At 46.0% G+C, this 23869-nt stretch carries 21 protein-coding genes and 2 pseudogenes; 11 read left to right on the top strand and 12 right to left on the bottom strand.

The features are described 5' to 3' along the window. Positions 1 to 879 precede the first annotated feature (879 nt). From rlmH (HYD27_RS20010) to HYD27_RS20035, 6 genes and pseudogenes are all read left to right on the top strand, one after another. Positions 880 to 1325 (top strand): annotated as a pseudogene (gene rlmH / locus HYD27_RS20010) (23S rRNA (pseudouridine(1915)-N(3))-methyltransferase RlmH). Between the two features lie 525 nt (positions 1326 to 1850). Next, positions 1851 to 3308, top strand: coding sequence for a spore germination protein (locus HYD27_RS20015; RefSeq protein WP_219218088.1), 1458 nt, complete (start codon positions 1851 to 1853; stop codon positions 3306 to 3308). Continuing rightward, complete coding sequence (locus HYD27_RS20020) at positions 3305 to 4420, top strand: GerAB/ArcD/ProY family transporter (protein ID WP_219218090.1); 1116 nt, start codon at positions 3305 to 3307, stop codon at positions 4418 to 4420. Before HYD27_RS20015 ends, HYD27_RS20020 begins: the two co-directional genes overlap by 4 nt. Before the next feature lie 2 nt (positions 4421 to 4422). Next, positions 4423 to 5529, top strand: a complete 1107-nt coding sequence (locus HYD27_RS20025; RefSeq protein WP_219218091.1) for a Ger(x)C family spore germination protein — start codon at positions 4423 to 4425, stop codon at positions 5527 to 5529. A 279-nt stretch (positions 5530 to 5808) separates the two neighbouring features. Next, positions 5809 to 5940, top strand: a complete 132-nt coding sequence (locus HYD27_RS32965) for a tyrosine-type recombinase/integrase (protein ID WP_219218094.1) — start codon at positions 5809 to 5811, stop codon at positions 5938 to 5940. A 219-nt stretch (positions 5941 to 6159) separates the two neighbouring features. Beyond that, positions 6160 to 6495 (top strand): hypothetical protein, encoded by a 336-nt coding sequence (locus HYD27_RS20035; RefSeq protein ID WP_228745226.1) that lies wholly within the window; start codon positions 6160 to 6162, stop codon positions 6493 to 6495. A gap of 292 nt (positions 6496 to 6787) precedes the next feature. On the opposite strand, the gene HYD27_RS20040 is transcribed toward HYD27_RS20035, so the two are convergent. The 9 genes from HYD27_RS20040 to HYD27_RS20080 all read right to left on the bottom strand — a co-directional run bounded on the left by HYD27_RS20040 (position 6788) and on the right by HYD27_RS20080 (position 15435). Further along, a complete protein-coding gene (locus HYD27_RS20040) occupies positions 6788 to 8491 on the bottom strand; it encodes an ABC1 kinase family protein (protein WP_219218096.1) in 1704 nt (567 codons plus the stop codon). Further along, positions 8488 to 8811 (bottom strand): AbrB/MazE/SpoVT family DNA-binding domain-containing protein, encoded by a 324-nt coding sequence (locus tag HYD27_RS20045; RefSeq protein WP_219218098.1) that lies wholly within the window; start codon positions 8809 to 8811, stop codon positions 8488 to 8490. Before HYD27_RS20045 ends, HYD27_RS20040 begins: the two co-directional genes overlap by 4 nt. Before the next feature lie 360 nt (positions 8812 to 9171). Continuing rightward, a complete protein-coding gene (locus HYD27_RS32970; protein ID WP_219218222.1) occupies positions 9172 to 9345 on the bottom strand; it encodes a DUF3888 domain-containing protein in 174 nt (57 codons plus the stop codon). A 103-nt stretch (positions 9346 to 9448) separates the two neighbouring features. Further along, complete coding sequence (locus tag HYD27_RS20055) at positions 9449 to 9847, bottom strand: OsmC family protein (protein WP_219218100.1); 399 nt, start codon at positions 9845 to 9847, stop codon at positions 9449 to 9451. Between the two features lie 17 nt (positions 9848 to 9864). After that, entirely contained in the window at positions 9865 to 10848 is a 984-nt protein-coding gene (locus tag HYD27_RS20060) for an ABC transporter ATP-binding protein (RefSeq protein WP_219218102.1), read from the bottom strand. Beyond that, positions 10817 to 11854 carry an ABC transporter ATP-binding protein gene (locus tag HYD27_RS20065; protein ID WP_219218103.1) on the bottom strand — a complete coding sequence of 346 codons (1038 nt, stop codon included), beginning with the start codon at positions 11852 to 11854 and terminating at the stop codon, positions 10817 to 10819. The genes HYD27_RS20060 and HYD27_RS20065 overlap by 32 nt, the downstream gene beginning before the upstream one ends. A 20-nt stretch (positions 11855 to 11874) precedes the next feature. Continuing rightward, entirely contained in the window at positions 11875 to 12780 is a 906-nt protein-coding gene (locus tag HYD27_RS20070; protein ID WP_219218105.1) for an ABC transporter permease, read from the bottom strand. Between the two features lie 14 nt (positions 12781 to 12794). After that, entirely contained in the window at positions 12795 to 13745 is a 951-nt protein-coding gene (locus HYD27_RS20075) for an ABC transporter permease (protein ID WP_219218106.1), read from the bottom strand. An 88-nt stretch (positions 13746 to 13833) separates the two neighbouring features. Continuing rightward, complete coding sequence (locus HYD27_RS20080) at positions 13834 to 15435, bottom strand: ABC transporter substrate-binding protein (protein ID WP_219218108.1); 1602 nt, start codon at positions 15433 to 15435, stop codon at positions 13834 to 13836. A 652-nt stretch (positions 15436 to 16087) separates the two neighbouring features. On the opposite strand from HYD27_RS20080, the gene rlmH (HYD27_RS20085) reads away from it, so the two are divergent. Further along, positions 16088 to 16567, top strand: coding sequence for a 23S rRNA (pseudouridine(1915)-N(3))-methyltransferase RlmH (gene rlmH / locus HYD27_RS20085; protein WP_219218110.1), 480 nt, complete (start codon positions 16088 to 16090; stop codon positions 16565 to 16567). Between the two features lie 265 nt (positions 16568 to 16832). Here the strand turns inward: rlmH (HYD27_RS20085) and HYD27_RS20090 are convergent, their stop codons facing one another. Continuing rightward, positions 16833 to 17231 (bottom strand): hypothetical protein, encoded by a 399-nt coding sequence (locus HYD27_RS20090; protein ID WP_219218112.1) that lies wholly within the window; start codon positions 17229 to 17231, stop codon positions 16833 to 16835. 67 nt (positions 17232 to 17298) lie between these two features. Next, positions 17299 to 17769 carry a hypothetical protein gene (locus HYD27_RS20095; protein WP_219218114.1) on the bottom strand — a complete coding sequence of 157 codons (471 nt, stop codon included), beginning with the start codon at positions 17767 to 17769 and terminating at the stop codon, positions 17299 to 17301. Between the two features lie 454 nt (positions 17770 to 18223). Between HYD27_RS20095 and HYD27_RS20100 the strand changes: the two genes are divergently transcribed. From HYD27_RS20100 to HYD27_RS32975, 3 genes and pseudogenes are all read left to right on the top strand, one after another. Beyond that, positions 18224 to 18604: a hypothetical protein gene (locus tag HYD27_RS20100; RefSeq protein ID WP_219218116.1), complete on the top strand. Its 381-nt coding sequence runs from the start codon at positions 18224 to 18226 to the stop codon at positions 18602 to 18604. Then, complete coding sequence (locus tag HYD27_RS20105) at positions 18582 to 19154, top strand: 2,5-dihydroxypyridine 5,6-dioxygenase NicX family protein (RefSeq protein ID WP_219218118.1); 573 nt, start codon at positions 18582 to 18584, stop codon at positions 19152 to 19154. Before HYD27_RS20100 ends, HYD27_RS20105 begins: the two co-directional genes overlap by 23 nt. A 1122-nt stretch (positions 19155 to 20276) precedes the next feature. Next, positions 20277 to 20507, top strand: a pseudogene (locus HYD27_RS32975) (transposase); the annotation flags it as partial. A gap of 202 nt (positions 20508 to 20709) precedes the next feature. Here HYD27_RS32975 and HYD27_RS32750 read toward each other — a convergent pair. Continuing rightward, positions 20710 to 21648, bottom strand: coding sequence for a helix-turn-helix transcriptional regulator (locus tag HYD27_RS32750; RefSeq protein ID WP_219218120.1), 939 nt, complete (start codon positions 21646 to 21648; stop codon positions 20710 to 20712). A 225-nt stretch (positions 21649 to 21873) separates the two neighbouring features. Here HYD27_RS32750 and HYD27_RS20120 point away from each other — a divergent pair, with 225 nt between their 5' ends. Beyond that, a complete protein-coding gene (locus HYD27_RS20120) occupies positions 21874 to 23775 on the top strand; it encodes an FAD-dependent oxidoreductase (RefSeq protein WP_219218122.1) in 1902 nt (633 codons plus the stop codon). Positions 23776 to 23869: the final 94 nt, after the last annotated feature.

Below are 23869 nucleotides of genomic sequence, written 5' to 3' on the forward strand. Positions count from 1 at the left end.
AAGGCTTTTTTGGGCCTTTGGAGCTGCCCCCCATGCAAATCCGCCTCCAACCCAAGTCCATATTGATATTTTTCCAATAGGCTGCCCCCCTGCTTGTACTGTGTTAAGTTCTTTGCAAAATTACTGGGTGAACAGGCCAACCCCGCCCCAACAACGGCATTTCTGCCGTTATTTCGGGGTGCCGGGGCCAGTTAGGCCTCAACAACGGCATTTCTGCCGTTAATTCGGGTCGCCCGGGCCAACCCCGCCTCAACAACGGCATTTCTGCCGTTAATTCGGGGTGAACAGGCCAACCCCGCCTCAACAACGGCATTTCTGCCGTTAATTCAGGTCGCCCGGGCCAACCCCGCCCCAACAACGGCATTTCTGCCGTTAATTCGGGTCGCCCGGGCCAACCCCGCTTCAATAACGGCATTTCTGCCGTTATTTCGGGGTGAACAGGCCAACCCCGCCCCAACAACGGCATTTCTGCCGTTATTTCGGGGCGCGCTGCAGTACTCTTGCGAATAATCTCACACAGTCGAGCGAGAAAGAGTAAGCGAATGAGTGTGGAAGTAAGCGTTGGGAAGGGAGTTGCCGGACGCTCAGCTTGCCCACTCCGCACCTACACAAGGGGATAAGCCCAAAAAGCAAAAAAGCCCGCTACAAGCGTACCTATAGACTGGACACTTAGAAAAAAGGTATGCGGGCTGTTGTTCGCTTTGAAAGAAGACACGGAACTATGAAGTCTTACTTCATCTCGCCTGCGCTCAGATCGTTTGGAGAAGCATACGATCCATTCATTCCCGGTAACTTATTTTGGGATAGGTTCTAAGGCTTATCCGATGATGTTATAATAATCGGATGGATGAATCACACAGAGATAGTAACGGAGGAATTATGTTCATACAAATTATCGGCGTGGGCAAATTGAAGGAAAAGTACCTGACCCTCGGCATCGCGGAGTATGCCAAACGGCTGACGCCCTACGATGATTGAGGTGGCGGATGAGAAAGCACCTGACAATCTCAGCGAAGCCAAGGTGTCCAGGTGAAGGCACGCGAGGGCGAGCGCATCCTCGCGCACATTAAGAGCGACGCGCATGTCATTGCGCTCGCGATCGACGGCAAGCTCTGGAGCTCGACAGGCTCGGCACCTACGGGACGAGCCATGTCGTTTTCATCATCGGAGGGAGCCACGGGCTCTCCGATGAGGTGATGCGCCGCGCGCAGCAGCGCATGAGCTTCGGCCGCATGACGCTGTCCCACCAGCTCATGCGGCTGGTGCTGGTGGAGCAGGTGTATCGGGCGGTGAAGATAAACCGCGGTGAACCGTATCATAAGTAGCGGCAAGTTTTTTGGTGGGTAACTGCGTAAAAGGCGTGGAAAAAGATTAGCATGGTGAGGGTTTACACTAAGTAACTTTCTGTGAAAAAGCCTGCTACAGAGGAGATATGCTGTGATTTGAGGGCATAGAGCTGGACGGGACTTACTCCTATTTGGCATCAGATGACGATAGTGTACGGAGCGTTGAACTTTTGCTTGGGAAAAGCAAAAGCCCCTGCTACCGTTTGGGTGAAAGGGGCTTTTCTTAAAAAACACGAATTGACTTTATCATCGAACTCCAATTCGATGCCGTCCGGTAACCGGTAACTGGAAGTCACCTACCCCACCAGATCCTTCTTCACTTCAACCGTGCAATAGAATCGTTGTTTGATAGCCGTTCTTTCTCCTCTCTTTAGTCTAACTTTTGAGAGGGTAAAGTGTCCAACGTTATGCGGTTTGAAATACAAATGGCCGGTCGTATAATTTTTCCATTACAGGGCAAGATAAAACCGCAGGATTTTGATTTTTTTAATGAAGGAGAAGACTATGGTTGAAAAATACGGCCCTCAAATGAAAAATCATCAAATGTCCACATGGCTTGATGAATTAAAACAGAAATTAAACCATATGGATGATGCAGAAATTGTTGAGCACAGAATGGGTCCCAGTGCCTCAGTCCATCTTTTATACATAAAAACGTTAATCGATCCAGAGCGTTTAAACGAGACGATTATTCAGCCACTTCATCGTTCTGCCGGCAATTCGCTTTCTTCATGGATAACCAATGCCAAAGTTTCGGAAGTTATATCGATCGAAGATGCTCAGCAAAAAATAATGCAAGGATTTATTCTTCTAAACGATTCAGTCAACGATCAGTGGTTAGGCGTCCAACTGGAAAACCCTCTTGGTCGGGCAGTTGAACCTTCCCAAACGGAAACTGTTATATATGGAGCGAAAGACAGCTTCAGTGAACAAATCGATAAAAACATTACAATGTTGCGCAGACGTTTGCCTATAACTACATTAAAAACGGAAAGCTTTACTATCGGTTCACTGAGTAAAACGAAAGTTGTGTTACTGTACATAGACGGATTAACTAATCCAGAATTTGTTTCCCTTGCAAGAAAGAAAATTGAAAGTGTGGATTTCGATCAATTTTTAGACTCCTCTCAGCTTGCAGCTTTTATTGAAGATCATAACCATACGGTCTTTCCGCAGTTTCTACAAACGGATCGGCCGGATGCCTGTGCCTACGCCTTAGGTGAGGGAAAGCTGACGCTATTGGTTTCCAATTCACCGTTTGCTTTAATTGCCCCCATTACTTTTTTCCATCTACTCCAATCTCCGGAAGACTACTTCCTTCGTTGGCCGGTAGCCAGTTTTTTACGTTTAATCCGGTACGGAAGTTTTATTGTTTCTTTGACGATGATTCCTTTTTATGTTGCGTTAACGACATTTCATTACCAAATGGTTCCGCTGCCGCTTCTTTACGTATTATTGGAATCGAGAGGCAAATTGCCCTTTACTCCGTTTGCGGAAGGATTTTTCATGATCGTAACGCTGGAAATCATCAAAGAAGCAAGTTTACGAATGCCGACCAAAACCAGTCAAACTTTAGGGGTTATCGGTGGTATCGTCATTGGACAAGCTGCTGTAGAAGCAGGCTTTGCAAGTAAAGTATTGATAGTGTTGATGGGTATATCCGCTATTGCTTTCTTTTTAGTTCCCAATTATCAAGTTACAAAATCCATGGTGCTGATGCAAATTCTTCTTCTTATCCTTGCATCGTTTCTTGGGTTGCCGGGAATCGTGATCGGGCTAATCGGGATTCTTGCACATCTCCATGCATTAACGTCATTAGGTCAACCTTATTTAGCACCGATTGCTCCTTTTTATGGAAAGGATTGGAATGACCTCTTTATCCGCGGCCCTTTAATTTGGATGAAAACTCGTCCGAAATATCTAAAACCACTACGGAAATGGCGACAGGAGATGAAGAAGTGAAGAGTTTATCCTTATATAAGCGAACTTCCACTCTTGGCGGTATCTATTTCCTTCTCTTAGTGAACCGCATGCAAATGCATTATTTTATTTTAATCATGCCGGTTTATTTGGTTCATTCGTATATGGTTTGGGGAATTGTCGTGATGGGGCTACTGTCCCAACTTAATTTGATGATGATGTCCAAATGGTTTACTTCCAGTTATGCAGCGAAAGGCTATCAAGGATTTTTACAGCTTTTCGGGAAACGGACGGTTCAAGTTTTCGCAATACTTGGATTTTTGATAATATTGTTAAAAATTTCAATCATAACACTGGGATACGTTGAAATGCTCCATAGTTTTATTTTTCCATCTATGGATAAAAGGTGGCTGATTCTAATCATTCTTTTGATCAGCTTATATGTGGCTTCACATGGAATGGAGAATACATTGCGTTTTGTCGTCATCGCCTTTCTTTGCGGGGCTTGGATCGCAGTCCTGTTTATTCCTTTTTTCTTTCAACCGGATACAAATTACCGCGATTTGTATCCTCTCATACCCACCGAATGGTCAGGACAATCATGGCAAGGTTTGTTGTTTATTTGGTCGGCATTTTCCGGTCCGGTATATTTGGCTTTTATGGTTCCATGGTTAAGCTCCAATAAAAAAATATCGAAATACCTGGTCATTGGAAACATGCTGTCGATCATGGAATATTTATTATTGTTCGTTGCTTCGGTATTGTTTTACGGTTCGTACTACTTACGCAAGATCGATTTTCCGATAGGATATATGGGAAGCTACATTCAAACGAGCGGTTTAGAACGAATCGATTACATCCTTATCTCTTTCCATATGTTTAATTATGTGTTTGACATTTCAATTCTTCTGTTATGTTTTTATGGAGCCGGAAGAGTCTTTATGAGAAAAATGAAAGAACGCACGACTCGGATCGGATTATTGTCGAGTTGGTTCGTCATTTTGATAAGCATCATCTTAATGGATCAATGGTTATGGCAAACGGTTCCGGGTCAAAAGATGTTACTGAACCTTCAAATCTGGATCGGCTCATGCATTTATTTACTTATTCCTACGATCCTTTTCACTGCAGTTAAACGAAAGGAGAGTATGTAGGCATGGTACCATACAAGCACTATGGTTTATTGGCGATTGTAAGCCTTATGTGGATGGCCGGCTGTTCTTCTCCATATGTCGAGAACAATAAAATCGAAGAGATTGCTCCGGTAGTTTTCTGGTCGGTTGACAAGGGGACGGAAGGAAAGTTGGAAATCAGCACTTTAGTACCACCGCTCATCCAAGAAAAAAAACGTCTTCTCTCCAAGGAAGTTGATCTGTTAAAGCAGGGAGACCAGAAGTTTAATTTAATTTATTATCGGGAATTAAAGCAGGGGCAGCTGCGAATGTTATTAATTAATGAGGAGCTGGCAAAAAAAGGAGGCATTGAAAAGCTGATCAATACCATACTGGTTGATCCCGATATTTCAATGCGTGTCTATTTGTTGATTGTCAGAGGCAATTTTGATGAATACATAAAAAATCAATTGACGGAGCAAGAAAACCAAGATTATTTTCTTTATCGGATGTTAAAGCATTACGAGGAGCATAATCAAGGTGAAATGAGCATCGTCAATATTCATAAATTCATGAAGAAGGTATATTCCCCTTTTAAGGATCCGATCCTGCCGGTTTTTCATTCGGATAAGAACAATTTCAATTACGTAGGAACAGCCATCTTCCAAAACGATAAAGAAGTAATGGTCATTCAAGACGTGGACGATAATATTTTTCAACTTCTGGATAACGATCATTTCCTAAAAGTCTTGGCCATTCCAAAGTTATCTATCAGTTTAGGACGTATTCGATCCAATGTTCGCATGAAACTATCGAGGGACTATTCATCCTTGTCTTTACATGTGGGATTGAAAGGAAGAATTGAGGAATACCAGGGAGAATTGAATATTCAAAGTGAGGAACAATTGGAACATTTAATTCATAAAATTGAGGTCTACCTTGAGGAACAAACGTCAGATTTATTAAAAAGAATGCAACGTTGGAAAGTCGATCCCTTAGAGGTCGGAACCCATTCGCTTAAGGCGTTTTCTAAAGAAATAACGAATGAGCAATGGTTGAAACATTGGGAAAATATGAGAATTAATGTTGATTACGACATCAAAGTACATCCTTTGATTAATGGAGCGGTTGATGTGTTTCAAAACAAGTAAATCGTTCCGAGCCGCTTAAGAGCGCATGATAAAGATGGGCATGCCAGTATATCGACGCTAATCGGTGAGGGATATCAAATCATTACACTGTAAAACAGATGAACGATCAGGATCCCATGTCTTCGAGGTATGTCTAGATAACTGTAACGCTTACTAATCTTTATTTGTAAAAATCCCAACATATAATAAATGGTTTGTTATGTCTTGGAAAAATGTATTTTATGTAAAAAATTAAATATTATGAAACTTTTTCTAATAAAATGCGTCTGAGCGAAAATAATGAGTATAATAATATTTTCTTCTCAGCGCTCTACAAAAATGTCGGTCCGTGGTGTTCAGCACATAATTGAAAAATATCGAGAACGTACAAAGATAGAACACCTCACTTGCCATACCCTCCGGCACACCTAATATTGAAATGCCGATAGGCTTTGGCTGCTCTGAATCCGGAGTAAATGTTGCTCGGGTTTTTAAACATGCCTGATGGTAGTGAATCAAGTTTAAACTGAAGGTAGATTGTCGCAACGGCTAGGATTTATTATTACTCAACTTCCGGTTTATTGAGCAAATCTGCCAGTTAGCAAGCGAGTAAACAGGCGAAAACATAACTTTATAGTGAGAGTGTGAAATATGGAAAAAATATTATTGGTTTGTATTATGATAATGTTGATGCTAGTATCGGCTTGTGGAAATGTTGAAATGACATCAAATCCAAATTCTTCTAGTGAGCCTAAACCTGCAACGGATGAGTCTATTATTCCAAAAAACACATCCGAATATTGTGATTCAGAAAGTATAAATTTGGATAGTGAAGCTGAAAAATATTTCTATGGAACTTGGAGAGTTGAGAAGCTTTTAGGATTTGCAAATTCATATAATGACGCTTCTGAATATCCAACAGGGCAAAAATTTATCGGAGATGAAATTATAATCAAAAAAGATTCTTTTTCATCAAAATATAAGTGACCCTTCTACAAAAATTAGAATACCTGTAAGTGTAAGTTTTTTTGTTGTTAATAACGATAGGCTTATCTTGTTATCAGAGGCAACTATTTTTGAGCTTGAAAAAATTACTGATTAAATGAATGCGATTCTGCAAATGCCTGTGAATATAATTTTTTAAACAAGAAAGCGATATTCAGGACATCGAAGGTATGCTCCGTGAGGCCAATGATGAGAAGATACGTGTGGCTAAAAATGTAATTATTATGAAGCAAAGCAAAACGCACAAGCCATTGGCTTGTGCGTTTTGCTAGTGCTAGGACTTCGGCTTTTCTAATCTGCTCTGTTCACGCATGGTCCTCATCTGCCTTGCATGTCTTACTTCACGGCGGCTTTCTCTCGTTTTGAGTTGGCCGAGCATAATGAGCAACCCCAAAGCGCCGAGCACATAAGAAACGATATGACTCATTTCATTCCACATGTTTGCAGCAGTCAGAAGGAATACCGCTCCAATGATTGTGGCAATAATCCGCCCTGTATTCTTATTTTGCGTTTCTATCAATTTTTTCTCAAAGGAACTCGATAACTTTACCCGTAAATTTCCGCTATCCATTTTATCTACTGCAGAAATGAACTTCTTTGTCGTAGGAAGGATTCCTTTTAGAAGGTTCTTGCCTTCATCTACAACTTTGGAGAAGGCACTTCCGAGTAGATCGCCACGCATAACCTCTTCGACATAAGGCTTAACGGTCCCAATCAAATCAAGCTCAGGGTCCAGTCCAGTACAAAGTCCATACACCGTGCCCAGTGCTTTTCCCAAAAATGTTGTATTTGCAGGTAACTGAAAGGGCTGAGAATAGAGGAAATCACGTAACTCTTCTACATTGTCACCTGACGTCACAAAACTCAAATCAAACGTATCGCCGTTTATTTGTTCAAATAATAACGTAAGATTCCTTGAGAATACATCTAAATCTACATTCCGTCTTAAAAATCTCAAACGGGTAAGGGCATCGATGGCGCCGTGGGCATCTTTTAAATACACGGCCATTAGAAGCGCGATCATCTGCTCCTTCATATCCTCGGCAATGCGTCCGACCATTCCAAAATCGATTAAGGCTATGGTGCCGTCAGGCTGCACGAGAACATTGCCCGGATGCGGGTCTGCGTGAAAGAAACCTTCTAATAAAATCTGTTCTACGAAAATTTCTATCAGTGACTTCGCTAATTGGGTCCGGTCTACACCCCAGGCATCAAGCTGGGCAAAATTGTTGATTTTTACACCCTCCAAGAACTCCATGGTTAGCACTTTGGAAGTTGTATAGGACCAATGAATGGCTGGAACGACAACATCATCCCGATGGATAAGCTGCAGCTGGAATTCTTCTGCATTCCGCCCCTCTTGCTCATAATCGAGCTCATCCATAACGGTATCGTGAAACTCATCATACACAGCATCGAGGTCCATGAAATCTGCAATCTTCGTCTGGCGTTTCAATAACGAAATAGCAACTTGTATGGATTTCCAATCAATGTCTATAATGTCCTCGACCCCGGGACGCATCACCTTCACTGCGACTTCTTCACCTGTTCGTAAGGTTGCCCGGTGTACCTGTCCCAAGGAAGCTGCTGCAATAGAAGTCGTATTAAACTCTGCAAAAATCTCGCTAATGGATACGCCGAGTTCACTCTCTACCTTGTGCCTGATCTCGGGAAAATCTACGGAATCTACGGAATCCTGCAGCTTGGATAATTCCTCAATAACTTCCTTCGGCAAAATATCCACCTGCGCACTCACATGCTGCCCAAGCTTGATAATTAATCCACCCATATCCATGGCGGTCTTCGTAAAATACGCTGCCTGCTTTCGATATAAGGCTTTTGTTTTCGCTTCTAAATGCCGTCTTGGTATGAAATACTTTTGCTTGCCCAGCCACCAGAAATCCCAGGCGAACTTAAAAATCATCCGCATGGTTCTTCTGAACCGGGCATCCTTCATCAATTTAAAGAATTCGCTCATTCTTTTTCATCTACCACAGGTTCATCATCTTCATCATCTGAAACAGCAGTGTTTTTATCAAAGATCGCTTGAGCCATACTTTCAAACTTTTTCGAGGCGCTCATGAAGAAATCCGCAAATTTGTTGAACATTTCAGCTTTGACTAGAATTACAGCCCCCTTGCGCTTATGCCCGAAAACGATGAATTTCTCACCTGGATTGATATCAAGTTCTTCCCTTGCTTCTCTAGGAATAACAATTTGTCCCCGCTCACCCATTGATGTTGTTCCCAGCACTTTGCCGTGCCCGAATCCATGACTATTTTCTTTTTTATGCTGCATCCTGAATCTCTCCTTTGATAAACAATCTGTACAATAGTATGATATTTCATACTAATCATATTTACAAGGGAGTGGTGAAGAGGTCGTATTCACAACACCTGGAATCTTCAATGATCTCTTAACATTATTGCGTATGGAATCAAATTAAAAGGTCCAGTCTCATTTCAACATTGTTGCACATGCGAAAACGTTAACTTGCCGTTACAGACAGCGCGGTGAACTGTATCATAAGTAGGGGCAAGTTTTTTGAAGAAAAACTCGCAGGGGCCTGTAAATAATTCTTAAAGGGCATAGGTTTGGGTTGACCAACCTTGTTAAGATAGTCGCTACAAAAAGCCTCCTGCGGGGGAAAAGGGATGACTAGGATTTGAGGGTTCGCTGAACGTTTAGAACCTTCGGTTGTTCTGAGAACAAGCTAGTGAAGGTGATGGTGTAGTAGCGGTAGGGCGGGTTATGTGCTCCCTCAAAGGTAGTGACTTTCAGAGTGGCTTCCCAATAATACTGGCCCTGTCTTTTCGTTGGTAATCGACTTATGGAGTCATCATTTTATTAATAAGGTAACTGTATGCAGTTGTAATTAATAAAGGAGTAAGGTAACCGTTCAGTACGGAAGAAACAGCCCCGGGACTCTCACTTGTTAGTCTTGCGAAGCAAATTCAACCGTCTCCACGATAGCGCCATGGCGAAGCGTGTTGCCGATGGTGCATGCGCGCTCGGTGACCTTGTTCAGCTTCTCTTTGTAGGCCGGCTCCAGACCCGGTGGCAGCGTTACACGAACATAGAAGTTCGAGAAGCGGTTTGCTTTGTCTTCGGGCTTGGCAGAAGTGACTTCCACTCGAATCGTATTTTTATCGTAAGTGATACCGTCATAGTCCATAATTTTCTGTATGGAGATGGATACGCACAGGCCAAGCGCGGCTTCGAGCAGCTCACGCGGATTCAGTCCATTACCGTTCAACTGGTGACTGCCGATTAGCTGCAGTCCTGCATCATTATAGATTTCATCCTGATCTTCTACTCGTTTAATGATTGTCATGTTGAACGCCCCTTGTTCTAAATTAGATGGCAAGCTGTTTTATGCTGATTGGCGGTTTCTCTGAGCACGGGCAGTTCTACCTGGCAGCGCCCGGTGGCTAGCGGACAGCGCGTATGGAAGACGCAGCCGGACGGTGGATTCAGCGGTGAAGGGATCTCTCCCCGCAGAATGACCCGCTCCTTCAAGCTATGCTTGGAGACGCTGGGCACGGCCGAGAATAACGCCTTAGTATACGGATGCAGCGGGTTGGCGAACAATTCGTCTGTCGGCGCTTCCTCTACGATTCGTCCGAGGTACATAATGCCGATTCGATCGGAGATATGGCGGACGACGCTAATGTCATGGGTAATGAATAACAGAGTCAGCTTCAGCTCGCTTTGCAGCTGCTTCAGCATGTTAAGAATTTGCGCCTGAATCGATACGTCCAGCGCCGATACCGGCTCATCGCAGACAATGATCTTCGGATTCAGAATGAGTGCTCTCGCCAGCCCCAGCCGTTGGCGCTGGCCTCCTGAGAATTCATGGGGATACCGGAAGTAATGCTCCGGCTGTAACCCGACTACGCTTAAAATACGGTGAATTTCCTGTCGGCGCTGTGCGCTGCCACCCATTTGATGAATAATCAATGCTTCGTCTAGAATATCGCCGATCCGTTTGCGCGGATTGAGCGAGGAGTACGGGTCTTGGAAGACAATCTGAATGTCTTTGCGCAGCTTCCGCATCTCCTTGGGCGACAGCTTCGCAAGATCTTGATTCCGATAGAGAACCTGTCCGCCGGTCGGCGGCGTTAGTCCCAGAATTGTCCGCCCTGTCGTGCTCTTGCCCGAGCCGGATTCGCCAACCAGACCATACGTTTCTCCTTCATACAGCGTAAACGACACATCGATCACCGCATGTACGTGCTGCTTCGCGCCAAAGAGCTTGCCGAACGAACCGTAAACCGGAAATTTCTTCTCAAGCGAGACGACCTCAAGAAGAGGAGACTTCTCTACCTGCGACATCGTGAATCGGCCCCCTCTCCCTGCTGCGAATAGCAGCGTAATGCCAGCACTTCACAAGGTGCTTGCTGTGCGCCGATTCCATCGGAGGTTCCTCTTCCTGACACTTCTTATCCGCATAGGGACACCGAGTCGAAAAGCCGCAGCCCCGCGGAACTCGGGAGAGTGAAGGAACCGTTCCTTCTATAACATGCAGTTCGTCGTGGCGATTACCGTCCGGCTTAGGGATCGATTGGATCAGTCCTTGCGTGTAAGGATGAAGCGGGGATTCGAACAGACGGTCAGTCTCCATCTCCTCCACAATCTGGCCTAAGTACATCACCTTGACGCTGGTGCAGATCTCGTTGACGACGCCAAGATCGTGTGTAATGAACAGTACGCCCATGCCTAACTCCCGATTCAGCCGGGCGATCAACTCGAGAATCTGCGCCTGAATTGTCACGTCCAGCGCGGTCGTAGGCTCGTCCGCAATTAGAAGCTTTGGCTCGCATGCGAGCGCCATTGCGATCATGACACGCTGCTGCATGCCGCCGGACAATTGATGCGGATACTCATCCGCACGACGCTCCGGTGAAGGAATTCCGGTCATGCGGAGCAATTCGATCGTTCTGAGGCGCGCTTCCTTACGGGATACCTTCTTATGTAGCCGAATAACTTCTTCTATTTGATTGCCAATCGTGTATACCGGGTTTAGGGAAGTGAGCGGGTCTTGGAAAATAATCGCTACTTTGTCACCGCGCACCTTGCGCATCTTCGCTGCCGACAAGGCAAGGAGATTCTCGCCGTCCAGCAGAACTTCTCCTTCGTATTCCACCGAATCCGTATGGTCAAGCAGCCGGATAATGGACTGGGACATAACGCTCTTGCCGCAGCCGGATTCGCCAACGATACCAATAATCTCACCATCCTGCATATTAAAGGAGACGCCGTTCACCGCTGTCACCTTGTTTCTGTCACTGTGAAAATGCGTTTTTAACTGTTTAACCTCAAGCAGCGGCTGCTTATTCATTGTAATCCCTCCCGCCGGTGTTAGGCTTTCTTCTGTTTGCGCTTTGCTCGAGGATCCAGATGGTCGCGCAGCCCGTCACCAAGCAGGTTTAAGCTTAAGACGGACAGTATCAGAGCGCTGCCTGGGAAGGCAACCATCCACCATGCCTTAGATATAACTGGTTTACTTGCTTGAAGAATATTGCCCCAGCTTGGTTCCGGCGCGGGGATTCCGGCGCCCAGGAAGCTTAGTGCCGCCTCCGACAGAATTGCTTCGGCAAACACGAAGGCGGCCTGGATGAGCAGCGGTGACAAGGTATTCGGTACGACGTGCCGCCACAGAATACGAGAATGGCTGGCTCCCTGCGCGTGCATCGCTTCAATATATGTCTGCTCACGTACAATCAGTGCCGTGGAGCGGATGATGCGCGCGATATTAGGCGTGAAGACGACGGTCAGCGCAATAATGACGTTCAGCACCGAGGCTCCAAGCGTCGCCATTAGCGCAATCGCGAGCAGAATTCCCGGGAAGGCGATTAGCCCGTCGCAGATACGCATGAGAATGTGATCGAGTGTGCGGTAGAACGAGGCATAGATACCGATGATAAGCCCTAAGACCGAGGACAGTAGCGTGACGACTAGTCCGATACTAATCGATACGCGAGCTCCATACAGCACGCGGGTCAGCAGGTCTCTACCGAATTCATCGGTTCCGAACCAATGGGTGGCGCTTGGCGGTTTAAGACGGTCTACAACCTTCATGGCAAAAGGATCGTACGGCGTCAGCAGAGGACCGACGATGCCCAAAATGATAAGAATTGCTAGGATAATACTCCCGATTAGCAAGGCATGATTGGATCGCAGGCGGAGGAACGTTAATAGCCTCTGCTCCTTGCGGAGCCGCCGGCTCAGCTGAGCAATGGGTTCTTTCTCATGAATGACGTTCACGCTAAGCTCTCCTCCTATTTGCGATCCAAACGGACTCGCGGATCTACGACACCGTATAGTAAGTCGACAATCAAGTTAATCAAGACATAAATCAGCGTAACGGACAGTACGACGCCTTGAATGACGGCGAAATCTCTTCTCTGTATCGAATTAATGACAAGCTGTCCCAGACCCGGAATGTTGAAAATCGTCTCCACGATGACCGCTCCGGTAACCAACGTTCCGAACGTCTGCCCTATGACCGTCAGGACGGGAATAAAGGCATTGCGGAAAGCATGCTTCACCAGTACCTTTGCCTCATGAATTCCCTTCGAACGGGCCGTCTTGATATAATTCAGATTCAGAATATCCAACATTGATGAACGGGTCATTCGCGTAATGAGCGCAGCTTGAATCGCCCCGAGCGATACGCCCGGAAGAATCAAATATCGATAGTGTGCCCATAGGCCGCTAGACAGCGGCTCGTAGCCCGCAATCGGCAACCATTGTAGACGTACGCCTACGAACAGCATCAGAAACAAGGCCAGCAGGAAACCCGGCACGGCCATACCGAGCAGTGAGATTCCCCGCAGAAAGTGATCTAACATGGTGTCTCGCTTGTATGCCGAGAAAATCCCGAACGGGATTGCCAGAAGCAGGGCGATAATTTGCGCTAGCACGGCTAGCGAGAAGGTAGGGCCGATATGCTCTGCAATCGCCACACTTACCGGCTGATGCAAGAAGAGCGATTCTCCCAAGTTTCCCCTTAGCAGGTTTATGGCCCATTCCGTGTATTGTTCGACGATGGGACGATCGAAGCCCATCTGCTTGTTGAATGATATGACGTCCTCTTTGGTCGCCTCCAGCCCGAGCAGCGTCGACGCCGGATCCCCCGGCATAATGTGAATGAGTAGGAAGGTAACGATCGTCACGACGAACAGAACGGGAATTAGGGATAAGAGTCGTTTCGCAAGATATGCCAGCAATTGTAATCCCTCTCTTGTTACCCGATTGTGAAAAAGGGAGTGCTGCCAGGTTACTTCCGTAATCTGCAGCCCCCTTCATATTACTTGCTTATTTTGGTGCTTTCGTGTTCCATACAACGGGTAAGATAAATCCTTGGAAGCCTTCGATGCTCGCGGCCGTAGCGACGACAGATTTATATTGACCCAATACTGTTGCGAACCCTTGTTCATACAGGTAGCTCTGCAGCTTGTCCCACTCTTTTTTCGCTTCCTCAGGTGATGTTTGGGAGCTGATTGCAGCGACCGATTGTTTGACCGTATCGTTGTTCAATCCGGCCCAGCCTGGCGTTACGGCCAGAAGCTGCTGCGGCGTTAACTGATAGCCCGTGCTGGCTACGAAAAGATCCCATTTGCTATGGTCGTCTTTGGTCGATAGGAAGGTAGGGAAGTCGTAGCTTACAACCTCGACATTAAAGCCGATTTGACGAAGCTGTTCCTGAATAACCAGCGTCGCATTATACATCTCACTGTAGTCCGGAGTCGTGAGCAGCGTAATTTGTTCGCCGTTGTAGCCGGCTTCCTTCAACAGTTCCTTAGCCTTGTCCTGATTCTGCTGATTATAGTACTCAGCACCGGACGTGCTTGCCCACTGCGTCTGACTCGGGTTCATGAAGCTCGGCGACAACGTGTACAGATCCGGCTTAGCGAAGCTCGCCAGCATAATCTCATCATCGTTCAACGCCTGTAGAATCGCTTGGCGGACCTTGACGTTCTTGAGAGGTCCTTCGTTAGTATTAAGGAAAGCGGTAAGTGCGCCGCCCGTGTTCGAATGCAACGCTACGTTGCTGTCGGAAGCGAGTTCGTCGTAGCTCTCGTTCGGGATGCTCTCGGCGATATCGTATTCACCGGTCTTCACACCCGCAACCCGCGTAGCGTTATCAGAGACAAAGTAGTAGTAGATACTCGGCGTTGCCGCGTCTTTGTGACCGGAGAATCCGCTCGGTTCGCTATCTACCCCTACATAATCGTCGTTACGGACCAAATGGATATACTGGTCTTTCTTCCATTCCTGGAGCTTGTAAGGCCCTGTTCCGATGTACTCCGTAATGCCATCGGCCGTAGCGGCTTCTACAACTTCCTTCGGCATAATCGCCGGGAATTGCGATTGCGAAGCGATGAGAATGATGACGTAAGGGTTAACCGTCGCCAGCTTCAGCTCCGCAGTGGTTGAATCCACGGTTGAGAACTTGGCATCTGCGAGCAGCACCTTCGCCTTGGAAGACGTAACCAGCCAGCGGTTCATCGAGGCGACCACGTCATCGGATGTTAACTCCTTGCCATTGTGGAACTTCACACCTTGACGAAGCTTAAATGTATAGGTCAAGCCATCTTCGCTCTTCGTATATGATTCCGCAAGTACCGGCTGTGGCTCGTAGTTGGCATCCAGCGTGTACAGTTGTTCAAATAAGTTAAAGGCAACTTCAAGCGCCGCGCCGGAAACCGTCGTTGGGGGATCCAGTGTAGGCGGCTGTGCCGTAATCGCAACTTTGAGCTCGTCCTTATACTCCTTTGCTGCTTCCGAAGCGGCTGGCGAATTCGATGGTGCCGCAGAACTGCTGTTGACGTTGGATGAAGTGTTATTGCTGCATGCGACAGTAAAAGCCAGTAACAGCACTGCCGACAAAATAGACCCGACCCTTGCTTTTCTCATACGATACAACCCCCATATAGTTTTGAATGCTATGATGACAATTTCACTTCTTAAATCATTACCTCGACAAATTTCCGCATTATACACAGTAATTTAGTCGGATTTATGATAAACCGAATAATAAAGGATACTATAAGAAAAGTCAATATATTTATAGCCGTTTAATTTAGTAGAGCTATTCCTATTTGATGCGAATCTATCAAACGCTTAAGAACTGCGTCTCCCGATTAGTTCTACAAGTATACCTAAGGAAATAAAGCAACCACTTAACCGCTTTTACCAAGCAGGGAATTACAGGAACGAAATTGAAAAGTATTCAAAGTAACGGAGAAGAATGAGCGTGTCGTTTCGTTATATAAGCTGAACTTAAGAATGATGGCCAGCCGATGGCTGAAGGGCTAGGATATAGGAATAGCAAGACGGCTGATGGTTTATTTTTGACCGGAAATGTGGTAGAACATAGAGGATAACATTAAGCAGAAAGGACGTAGCGGATACGTCCTTTTGCTGTTTATATAATGGAATAGCGATGATTGAGTTGCGGACACTACTATGGAGTCCTCTTGATTTGGCGAAGGTAAACTCAGGGGCTCTCCGGATTTTCAGCGAATGCCGCAGGTGTACATAGAAGCGTAACGCACAGGAGGAATTTATGTTGATTCAGATTATCGGCGTAGGCAAATTGAAGGAAAAGTATTTGGCTAACGGCATCGCAGAATATGCCAAGCGGCTGACGCCATACCTCAAGTTCCAGATGATTGAGGTGGCGGATGAGAAGGCACCCGACTCTCTGAGCGAAGCAGAGGTCGGTATTGTGAAGGCGCGCGAGGGCGAGCGCATTCTCGCGCACATCAAGAGCGAGGCGCATGTTATTGCGCTCGCGATCGACGGCAAGCTCTGGAGCTCGGAAGAGCTTGCCGGAGAGATCGACCGGCTCGGCACCTACGGGACGAGCCATGTCGTCTTCGTCATCGGAGGGAGCCACGGGCTCTCCGATGAGGTAATGCGCCGCGCCCAGCAGCGCATGAGCTTCGGCCGCATGACGCTGCCCCATCAGCTCATGCGCCTGGTTCTGGTGGAGCAGATTTATCGTGCAGTGAAGATAAACCGGGGGGAACCGTATCATAAGTAGGGGCAAGTTTTTTAGAGAAAAGCTCGTAGGAGCCTGTATTTGCGGCATGCGGACCCAGGGGTTAGGGCTGGGTCACATTCCTAGGCCTTCAAGAAACGGTCGAGCTTGATCCGTGAATCGTCCTTATAAGGTAACTTGGGAATGATAGATCGGAAAAAGGATGTGTACTCCTCCAAATCAGTAAACTCTAGACTCAGGCTTGCCTCATTTTCAGAATGAAGGCTTTCCTGAAGCAGATTCCGTATGGCTTCCATCCGGTGGCGGTCTACAAGTTCGAAATCGTCCGGACGTTGAAGATGGAGCAGAAAGGCTGCTGCCGAAAAGCCGGTGCTCCAATCTGGGAGTTGTCCCTGCCAGAACTAAAAATCTCCTGCGGTTCTGCTGAGACCAGCGGCAAGAACTCCGACCAGCCTTTGAGAATGGCAGCAATCGTGCGCGACACTGCAGGGGGAAGGCTTTGCCGTTGCCAGCCCCCGAAGTGCCAGCCGAGGGCCTTTTTAATCGTCTCAGGGGGAACAGAGGCCGGATCGGAGAAAATTTTGCACCACTCCTCTAGCGGTTCTACCGGGTATCGGGCGTAAGGGAAACGCTCCAAATGTTCGTCGATACGTTCCTGAACGATAGCGGCTATAGTCCGCTTTTCTTTTTCGCTTAATGTAATCATATTATTCTCCTTTCTGTTGTTTACTTCGTAAGAAATCCTTCAGAAAATGCCTCCAGCAAGTAACTTGTTATTTGCCGAGATAATCTCCGAAAGGATCTTCTGAGTTCTGGTCTGCAATTCGTTCTTCCACTCTCGCTGCTTCATCACCATCCATAGCTGTTGCTGCTTTCCTGGCTTCATCCGACATCCACAACGGCGGAGCAATCTCCGATACCCATTCTAAGGCCAGCTCGTTTGGGCTTCCCTCAACGGTTGGAGGTTTATTTACTAGGGCTACTTCGTCAAGCAGCCGAATGTTCTCCCCGGCCAAAGCGATATCCAACTCGGTCCCGTCCCAGTAGGGATTAACTATGTCATTCTCCTTGTAGGTCAGCGCGACTCTCAATCTCCAGTGAGATTCCAAGGCTGCTTCATCCCCTGCACTTTCTCTGGCTGAAACTGCCAAAAGGTATACTGTTCCGTCGTAATTAAAAGTTCCCTCCAGAAATTCCAGCAGTTGTTTCCTCATGCTTTCATTTGTGTGAAAGTCCTCTTCCATCTCAATCTCCTCCTATTTATTGGCGTTCAATATATTAATATTTGCCTGTGATTTTTGGCTTTGCGAAAAAGCAAATCCCTACCCGAATAGCGGGTAAGGGAAGAGAGGGAATAGGAGTTAACGGTTAGATTCCGACAAACAAAGGAGGAAATATTTTCTGTGATTTGGCTGAGCCTTATTTGCCTCGGTGGTCGGTTTGGAGAAGCGGGTGTTTTGTCCATTCAGGTAAGACTGTTCTTGGTCAAGAATAGTCTATGAGCAGGACGTAGAAAGGTCTAGCCAAGAAATGAAAGTGCCCCCTCAAAAAGGGGTCTTGGCAATAGTTCACGAATATGATATATGTCCATAAATCTTCATGTAGCGATTTTAAGTAATGGGAAGAAATGCGGCAATAGACTAGTAAAAGGATTGACGCAAATCATGAAACTGAAATAATGAGAAGGGAGCAACTCCATTGGATGGCTTATTACGTGTCGCTCAAAACATTATAGATCAGATTCCAATACCTCCATCAATGACGTACCTTGTACTCGTTTCAGAGACTAAAGAACAAATCGGACTATCAGTGCAAGCTTATCTGGATGCATGTGGTTTTGAAACCTATTTCGTACGCCTTAGCCCGAAGATTGAACATGGATTCTTAACTCTTCAGGATGTAGTAGGTCAATTTGTTAACAGTCAGTCAGGGGTCATTTGCTTACTTCAACCTGAACACGCATTCTTCTTGTTCGATACGTTCGGACGACCAGATATGGGTTTTAAACAGCCAATGAAATATATCTACTGTGATTGGCTAATGCCCGTGGATAACCTTGAAAAGAACTTTGGGTGCTGATTATCCCGAATTAAAACAATTTAAGAATTGGCTATTGACTCACGTTAAGGGTGCTCGCGAAATTAACATTATTACAGCGAGCGGGACAGACATTACTCTCTACCCACGAAATTGGTTGGAAACGGATGGAGAAGTATTCTGTACTCCATTCGAGAGTAGAACTAAAGGCAAGATATTCGTTGATGCATGTGCTTATTGGGCACCGCCCAAAATACCATTTACTCTCTGGATTGATGGTGGACGAGTGGTAAAGACGAGAGAAATAGAAACCGAAGATCCTCAACATCAAAACGTATTTCAGGACTTGCATCGAGATATCAATTCGAATGTTGTTGCGGAATTCGGAATTGGCATCAATCCCAATGCTCTGTGGAATGAACAATTGATGGAATCGGAGCAAGCGAGAGGCACGTGCCATTTTGGATTTGGACATAACAAGAACTATGGCGGAGCGATAGAATCAACTTATCATTTTGATTTGGTTATTCAGAAACCAACAATTGTAATAAACGGCGATGTAATTTGTAACGAAGGCGTGTTCTTAAGTTAAAGGAGAGCATTAGATTCTGTTTGGTCTTTCAGGCATTATTCCCCTTCCTTTAGCGTCGCGATTCAACTCGACATCGGCAAGGTTGTGGAAGTTGTCTCCCGCCTCGTCCTCTAGTTCATTCCTCTTTTCTCCGTAGAAGTGTTCGGAAAAGGGGGCTTGCTACTGGGTCGCGAATATGATACATGTAAGAATTTATATTTGATGCGGGTTTGAGTACTGTGTAATTGTGTAAAATTGAAATCGTGCAAATAGGAGGAGAGTAGGATAAGAATACATATCATAGGTGGCTCAGGAAGTGGTAAATCATTTGTATCAGCATTATTAAGTCAAAAACTCAAAATCCCTCATTTCGATTTAGACGATATTTTTTGGGATAATAAATCGAATGACTATGGAGTAAGGGTTCCAGAGGAAGAGAGGGATCAAAAACTTAGAGAACTTGTCTGTTGCTATTCATGGGTCATAGAAGGTGTATATAGAGGGTGGGTAGATCCGAGCTTTTCAGTTGCGGACAAAATCATCGTTCTAATGCCTCCCTTGTTCGTACAAGAAGCAAGAATATGGAATAGGTATGAAGAGCGCATTTCAGGAGTTGTAACAAGTAAAAAGCGCGAGACTCTCGAAGGCATTCGGAAGCTTTTAGAGTGGAATAGAGAATATAACCTTAAAAAGCTTCCCCTTTTTATCGAGAATTGCGAGTATAAGGAAAAGATAATTACTGTTAGTAATAATTTGGATATTCTCGAACTACTTTCAAAATAGACTGAGGCCATCCTGCAAAGGATGGCCCTAAAACTTGCCGTTACAGACAGCGCGGTGAACCGTATCATAAGTAGGGCGAAATTTTTGTCACAAATAGTAACTAAATTCAAAGCCAGCGGAAAGCCTTCCTGTTGCCGTTATCAACGTTTTCCAAGTCCTTCAATACCTTTTCACGGGCTTGCAACGTTGGGTTGATTTTTGCCGCTTTTCATATTTTTTATTGTAATGGTAGAGCAGGGAATCATACTCTTATCTTCATCAATCTCTTCAAGATGAGGTCTATGCTGCTCACGAATGAAAACGTATTTGTTTAAAATTGGGACTTTAATTTGGTAATCGCAAGCACGGGTAGATTTTGCGGCCTGTATCCAAGCATTAGTTGATGTTCACTACCCGGAAGCCGAAAAAATTGTCCTGATTATGGACAACTTGAACACGCATAGCATCGGCTCGATTTACGAAGCGTTTGAACCCGCTGAAGGCAAACGACTTGCTGGCAAATTAGAGATCCATCATACGCCAAAGCATGGAAGCTGGCTCAATATGCTGAAACTGAAATCGGTATTCTCAACCGTCAATGTCTGTCTGAGTATATTTCAACCAAGGAAGCGATGATCCATGAAGTTTCCGCTTGGCCACGTTAAACTGGCAGTTTACCGCCAAAGATGCTCGAATCAGGCTTAAAAAACTCTACCCATAAATATATCTGCAAATTTAGGTGCGCAGTACTCCTCCAATACTTGTTCAAGACTTGAGTATTTCTATAATCGGGTGCTGCTGATCTCCGGTATAATTATTCCCCATTTTGTACCTTCTTCCGGTACTGGTTAGGCGTAACCCCATAAGCTCCCTTGAAACTGCGGTGAAAATGACTGTGCTCCTCAAAGCCGGTGCTCTGCCAAATTTCTTTAACAGACAAATTGGTGTAATCCAGCATGCGCCTCGCCCGCTCCATACGGAGCTCCATGACCTTTTTGGAAAAGGTGGTGTTGGCTAATCGTTTGAACATAGCCGAAAAATAGGCCGGATGATAGTTGAAGTGGGCAGCTGTGCTATTCAGCGTGACGATTGAACAATTGTCGGCCATATATTTCAGAATGCTGCCGATTAAGTATTTCTTCATCATGCTGGACTCGCTGATCACAAGATTACCTTGATGGATTAGGTGCAGATTCGATAAAAGGAGTATAGACGTACACCGGATCGTCTTCTCGGAATAGTAATTATTCTCACAAAGCTCCAGAAGCAAAGCTTGAATGGAGTGGTTAATCTTCATGTTCATATTGCAATCAAAATACAGGAACTCATCATTGCAATCTTCCAGATGAAAGAAGTCATAAATGAGGGGAAGATCGGCAATCTGAGAATGAAACAACGAATCGAAGAGCTCTTTGTCATAATAAGCAATGTAGACCTCTGTACCTGTTTCAGGCTGCACGACAAATCGGCATCCATCCCTGAAAAGAATGATGTTTCCCGCAAAACAGTTAATTACAGCGTCAGATAGTTCAATTGTGCATTTTCCCCCGCAATAGAGGATGGTTAAAAAGCTGCTACTGCAATGAACAGGAATTCCGTCCTTGGGAAGTATTTCGACGGCAGTAAGACGCCCGCTGCTTGGCTTAAAGATAGACGGGTCGATGGCATAACGATTGAATGTTTGGTCAAAATGAAATAACTTGGTGTTCTGGCTTCCTAACAGATGCCGGACTCTCCCTAATGCTTCGAACACAGTGTTTCTCTCCTTCCGAAGTATCTCTCTATGGTAGAGCGCCAGGAGCTTTTTTGTATGTGAATAATTTCACTAAATGGTCGGTGGCATTATCGCTTTGAAGGCCTTAAAATAAACCACTTTTTTGCTTATAGGCGCTCATATTTTTCGATAATATTGTGTGGTACGATCCTCTTATTGAAAGGAAATGAAATAAAAGTTCACGGGGGAGTCATGTTGAAAGCGATGATAAAAGACAAAAAAATTCGATGCTTAATGGTTCTGCTGCTTGTATTCCTGACGATTTTATCCGGATGTCAAAATGACAATACCGAGCCGGCCAGCAATTCTTCGGTAAAACCGGGCACTTACACAGCTACAGAGAGCGGCTTTGGCGGTGATGTGACGGTCAATGTAACCGTTGAGGCCGACGGCTCTGTCTCTGCCATTGATGTGAATGCGGACAATGATACCCCGACAGTGGGAGGAGCGGCAGCACCCAAGCTTGCCGAAAATATTGTGGAAGCGCAGAGCCTTAATGTAGATGCAGTCTCCGGTGCTTCCTCTACAAGCAAGGCTGTAATTGCGGCTGTTGGAACCGCACTTGCACAGGCCGGAGTTGATGTTGAGGCGTGGAAGACAAAAGAAGTTGTGAAGGATGGCACTGATGAAGACGTAACGGTCGATGTAGTCGTCGTAGGAGCCGGAGGTTCTGGTACAGGAGCGGCATTGGCCGCCGCCGAAACAGGAGCCAGTGTCATGATTATTGAGAAGACGGCGGCTGTGGGCGGAAATACGAAATTATCGAGCGGCTTCTTTGCCGTTAATTCGGATCTGCAAAAGGCGGAAGGCCTGAATTTGTCCGTAGATGAGGCTGTGAACCGTCTGTTGGAATTTAACCACTATCTATCAAACGGGCCGCTGACACGCGCCATTGTCGGGAATTCGGCAGATACGATCAAGTGGCTGGAAGGGTATGGCGTGGAGTTTTACTTGCAGCAGGAGACCACTCAGTTCGCCCATGAAGACGATGTATACAAGTATAAGAGCTATCATAAATATAAGGATACAACCGCCGCATTTGAAAATATTTATAAGCATCTGGATGAGATGGGCGCAGACCTCAGGCTGAATACAAGTTTGAAGTCAATCATCCAGAGCAAAGACGGCACGGTTACAGGGATTACCGCCACAAAAGAGGATGGCGGTACACTAACAGTGAATGCGAAGGCCACGATTATCTGTACGGGCGGGTTCGGCGCTAATACGGAGAAAGTATCTAATGTGATGAACAGCGCATATCTGAATAGCCTGGGAATGCCGAACAATGGCGAAGGACTTGAAATGATGGAAGGGTTGGGCGCCATTACCTGGGATGCAACAGCACTGCTGCATGCCGCGCAATTGGCTGAGTCGACAGTCGCGCAAAGCTCTGGCTCTGAACATATGGCAGGCTTCTCGAGTTCCAGCCTCACTCAACTGTTGATGTCTCCGCTGTTGTGGGTGGACGCCTCAGGAAGCCGGTTTGTAAATGAAGATGTGGTCTATGATACGGCATATTGGGCGAATGCAGCTTATGCCGCGGGCGGTAAGTATTATATCGTCGTGGACACAGCCACACTGAAAGACTACACAGCCGGTACTTCAATGCGGATTTCTAAAGCGGGGCCGGGAGCTAACATGGAAGCCGAAGATTTTGCAGCACTTGCAGATCAGGCTGTTGCGAGCGGCACGGCATTCAAAGGAAGCACGATTGCTGAACTGGCGGAAGCTTCCGGAATGGACGCGAAGGATCTGGAGGCCAATGTCTCCCGCTACAATCAAATGGTGAACAATCAGAAAGATACAGATTACAATAAATCGAATGCATCGCTCAAATATACCGTGGAATCCGGAGATCTGTATGCCTTTGATTGCCGGGCCGTGAATCTTGGAACAATTGGCGGCGTCAAGGTGGACGAGAAGCTGGAAGTCATTGATAATGATTATAATCCGATAAAAGGGCTTTATACGGCCGGTACCAACGCTGGCGGTTACTACGAAGGTCAGGGCTATCCGCCATACGAAGGGCTTGCCAGCGGCTTTGCCTGGACTTCAGGCCGAATTGCAGGGGAAAGCGCGGCAACTTATGCCGCAAGCAGCAAGTAATTGCAGAATGCAGGGGCTCAAAGGGACAGCCCCTGTTTTTGTACGAGAAGTCGAGAGAACTGCTGGTGGAGCTGACTTATCGCACGGTGAAGAT

The sequence above is a fragment of the Paenibacillus sp. S150 genome (assembly GCF_019352175.1).
In the GTDB taxonomy this organism is placed as follows: domain Bacteria; phylum Bacillota; class Bacilli; order Paenibacillales; family Paenibacillaceae; genus Paenibacillus_AQ.

Coding starts and splice junctions, on each gene's coding strand:
- HYD27_RS20015 (WP_219218088.1), top strand. CDS start 1,851: ATGGTTGAAAAATACGGCCCTCAAATGAAAAATCATCAAATGTCCACA.
- HYD27_RS20025 (WP_219218091.1), top strand. CDS start 4,423: ATGGTACCATACAAGCACTATGGTTTATTGGCGATTGTAAGCCTTATG.
- HYD27_RS32965 (WP_219218094.1), top strand. CDS start 5,809: ATGAGTATAATAATATTTTCTTCTCAGCGCTCTACAAAAATGTCGGTC.
- HYD27_RS20035 (WP_228745226.1), top strand. CDS start 6,160: ATGGAAAAAATATTATTGGTTTGTATTATGATAATGTTGATGCTAGTA.
- HYD27_RS20040 (WP_219218096.1), bottom strand. CDS start 8,491: ATGAGCGAATTCTTTAAATTGATGAAGGATGCCCGGTTCAGAAGAACC.
- HYD27_RS20045 (WP_219218098.1), bottom strand. CDS start 8,811: ATGCAGCATAAAAAAGAAAATAGTCATGGATTCGGGCACGGCAAAGTG.
- HYD27_RS20055 (WP_219218100.1), bottom strand. CDS start 9,847: ATGACAATCATTAAACGAGTAGAAGATCAGGATGAAATCTATAATGAT.
- HYD27_RS20060 (WP_219218102.1), bottom strand. CDS start 10,848: ATGTCGCAGGTAGAGAAGTCTCCTCTTCTTGAGGTCGTCTCGCTTGAG.
- HYD27_RS20065 (WP_219218103.1), bottom strand. CDS start 11,854: ATGAATAAGCAGCCGCTGCTTGAGGTTAAACAGTTAAAAACGCATTTT.
- HYD27_RS20080 (WP_219218108.1), bottom strand. CDS start 15,435: ATGAGAAAAGCAAGGGTCGGGTCTATTTTGTCGGCAGTGCTGTTACTG.
- rlmH (WP_219218110.1), top strand. CDS start 16,088: ATGTTGATTCAGATTATCGGCGTAGGCAAATTGAAGGAAAAGTATTTG.
- HYD27_RS20090 (WP_219218112.1), bottom strand. CDS start 17,231: ATGATTACATTAAGCGAAAAAGAAAAGCGGACTATAGCCGCTATCGTT.
- HYD27_RS20095 (WP_219218114.1), bottom strand. CDS start 17,769: ATGGAAGAGGACTTTCACACAAATGAAAGCATGAGGAAACAACTGCTG.
- HYD27_RS20120 (WP_219218122.1), top strand. CDS start 21,874: ATGATAAAAGACAAAAAAATTCGATGCTTAATGGTTCTGCTGCTTGTA.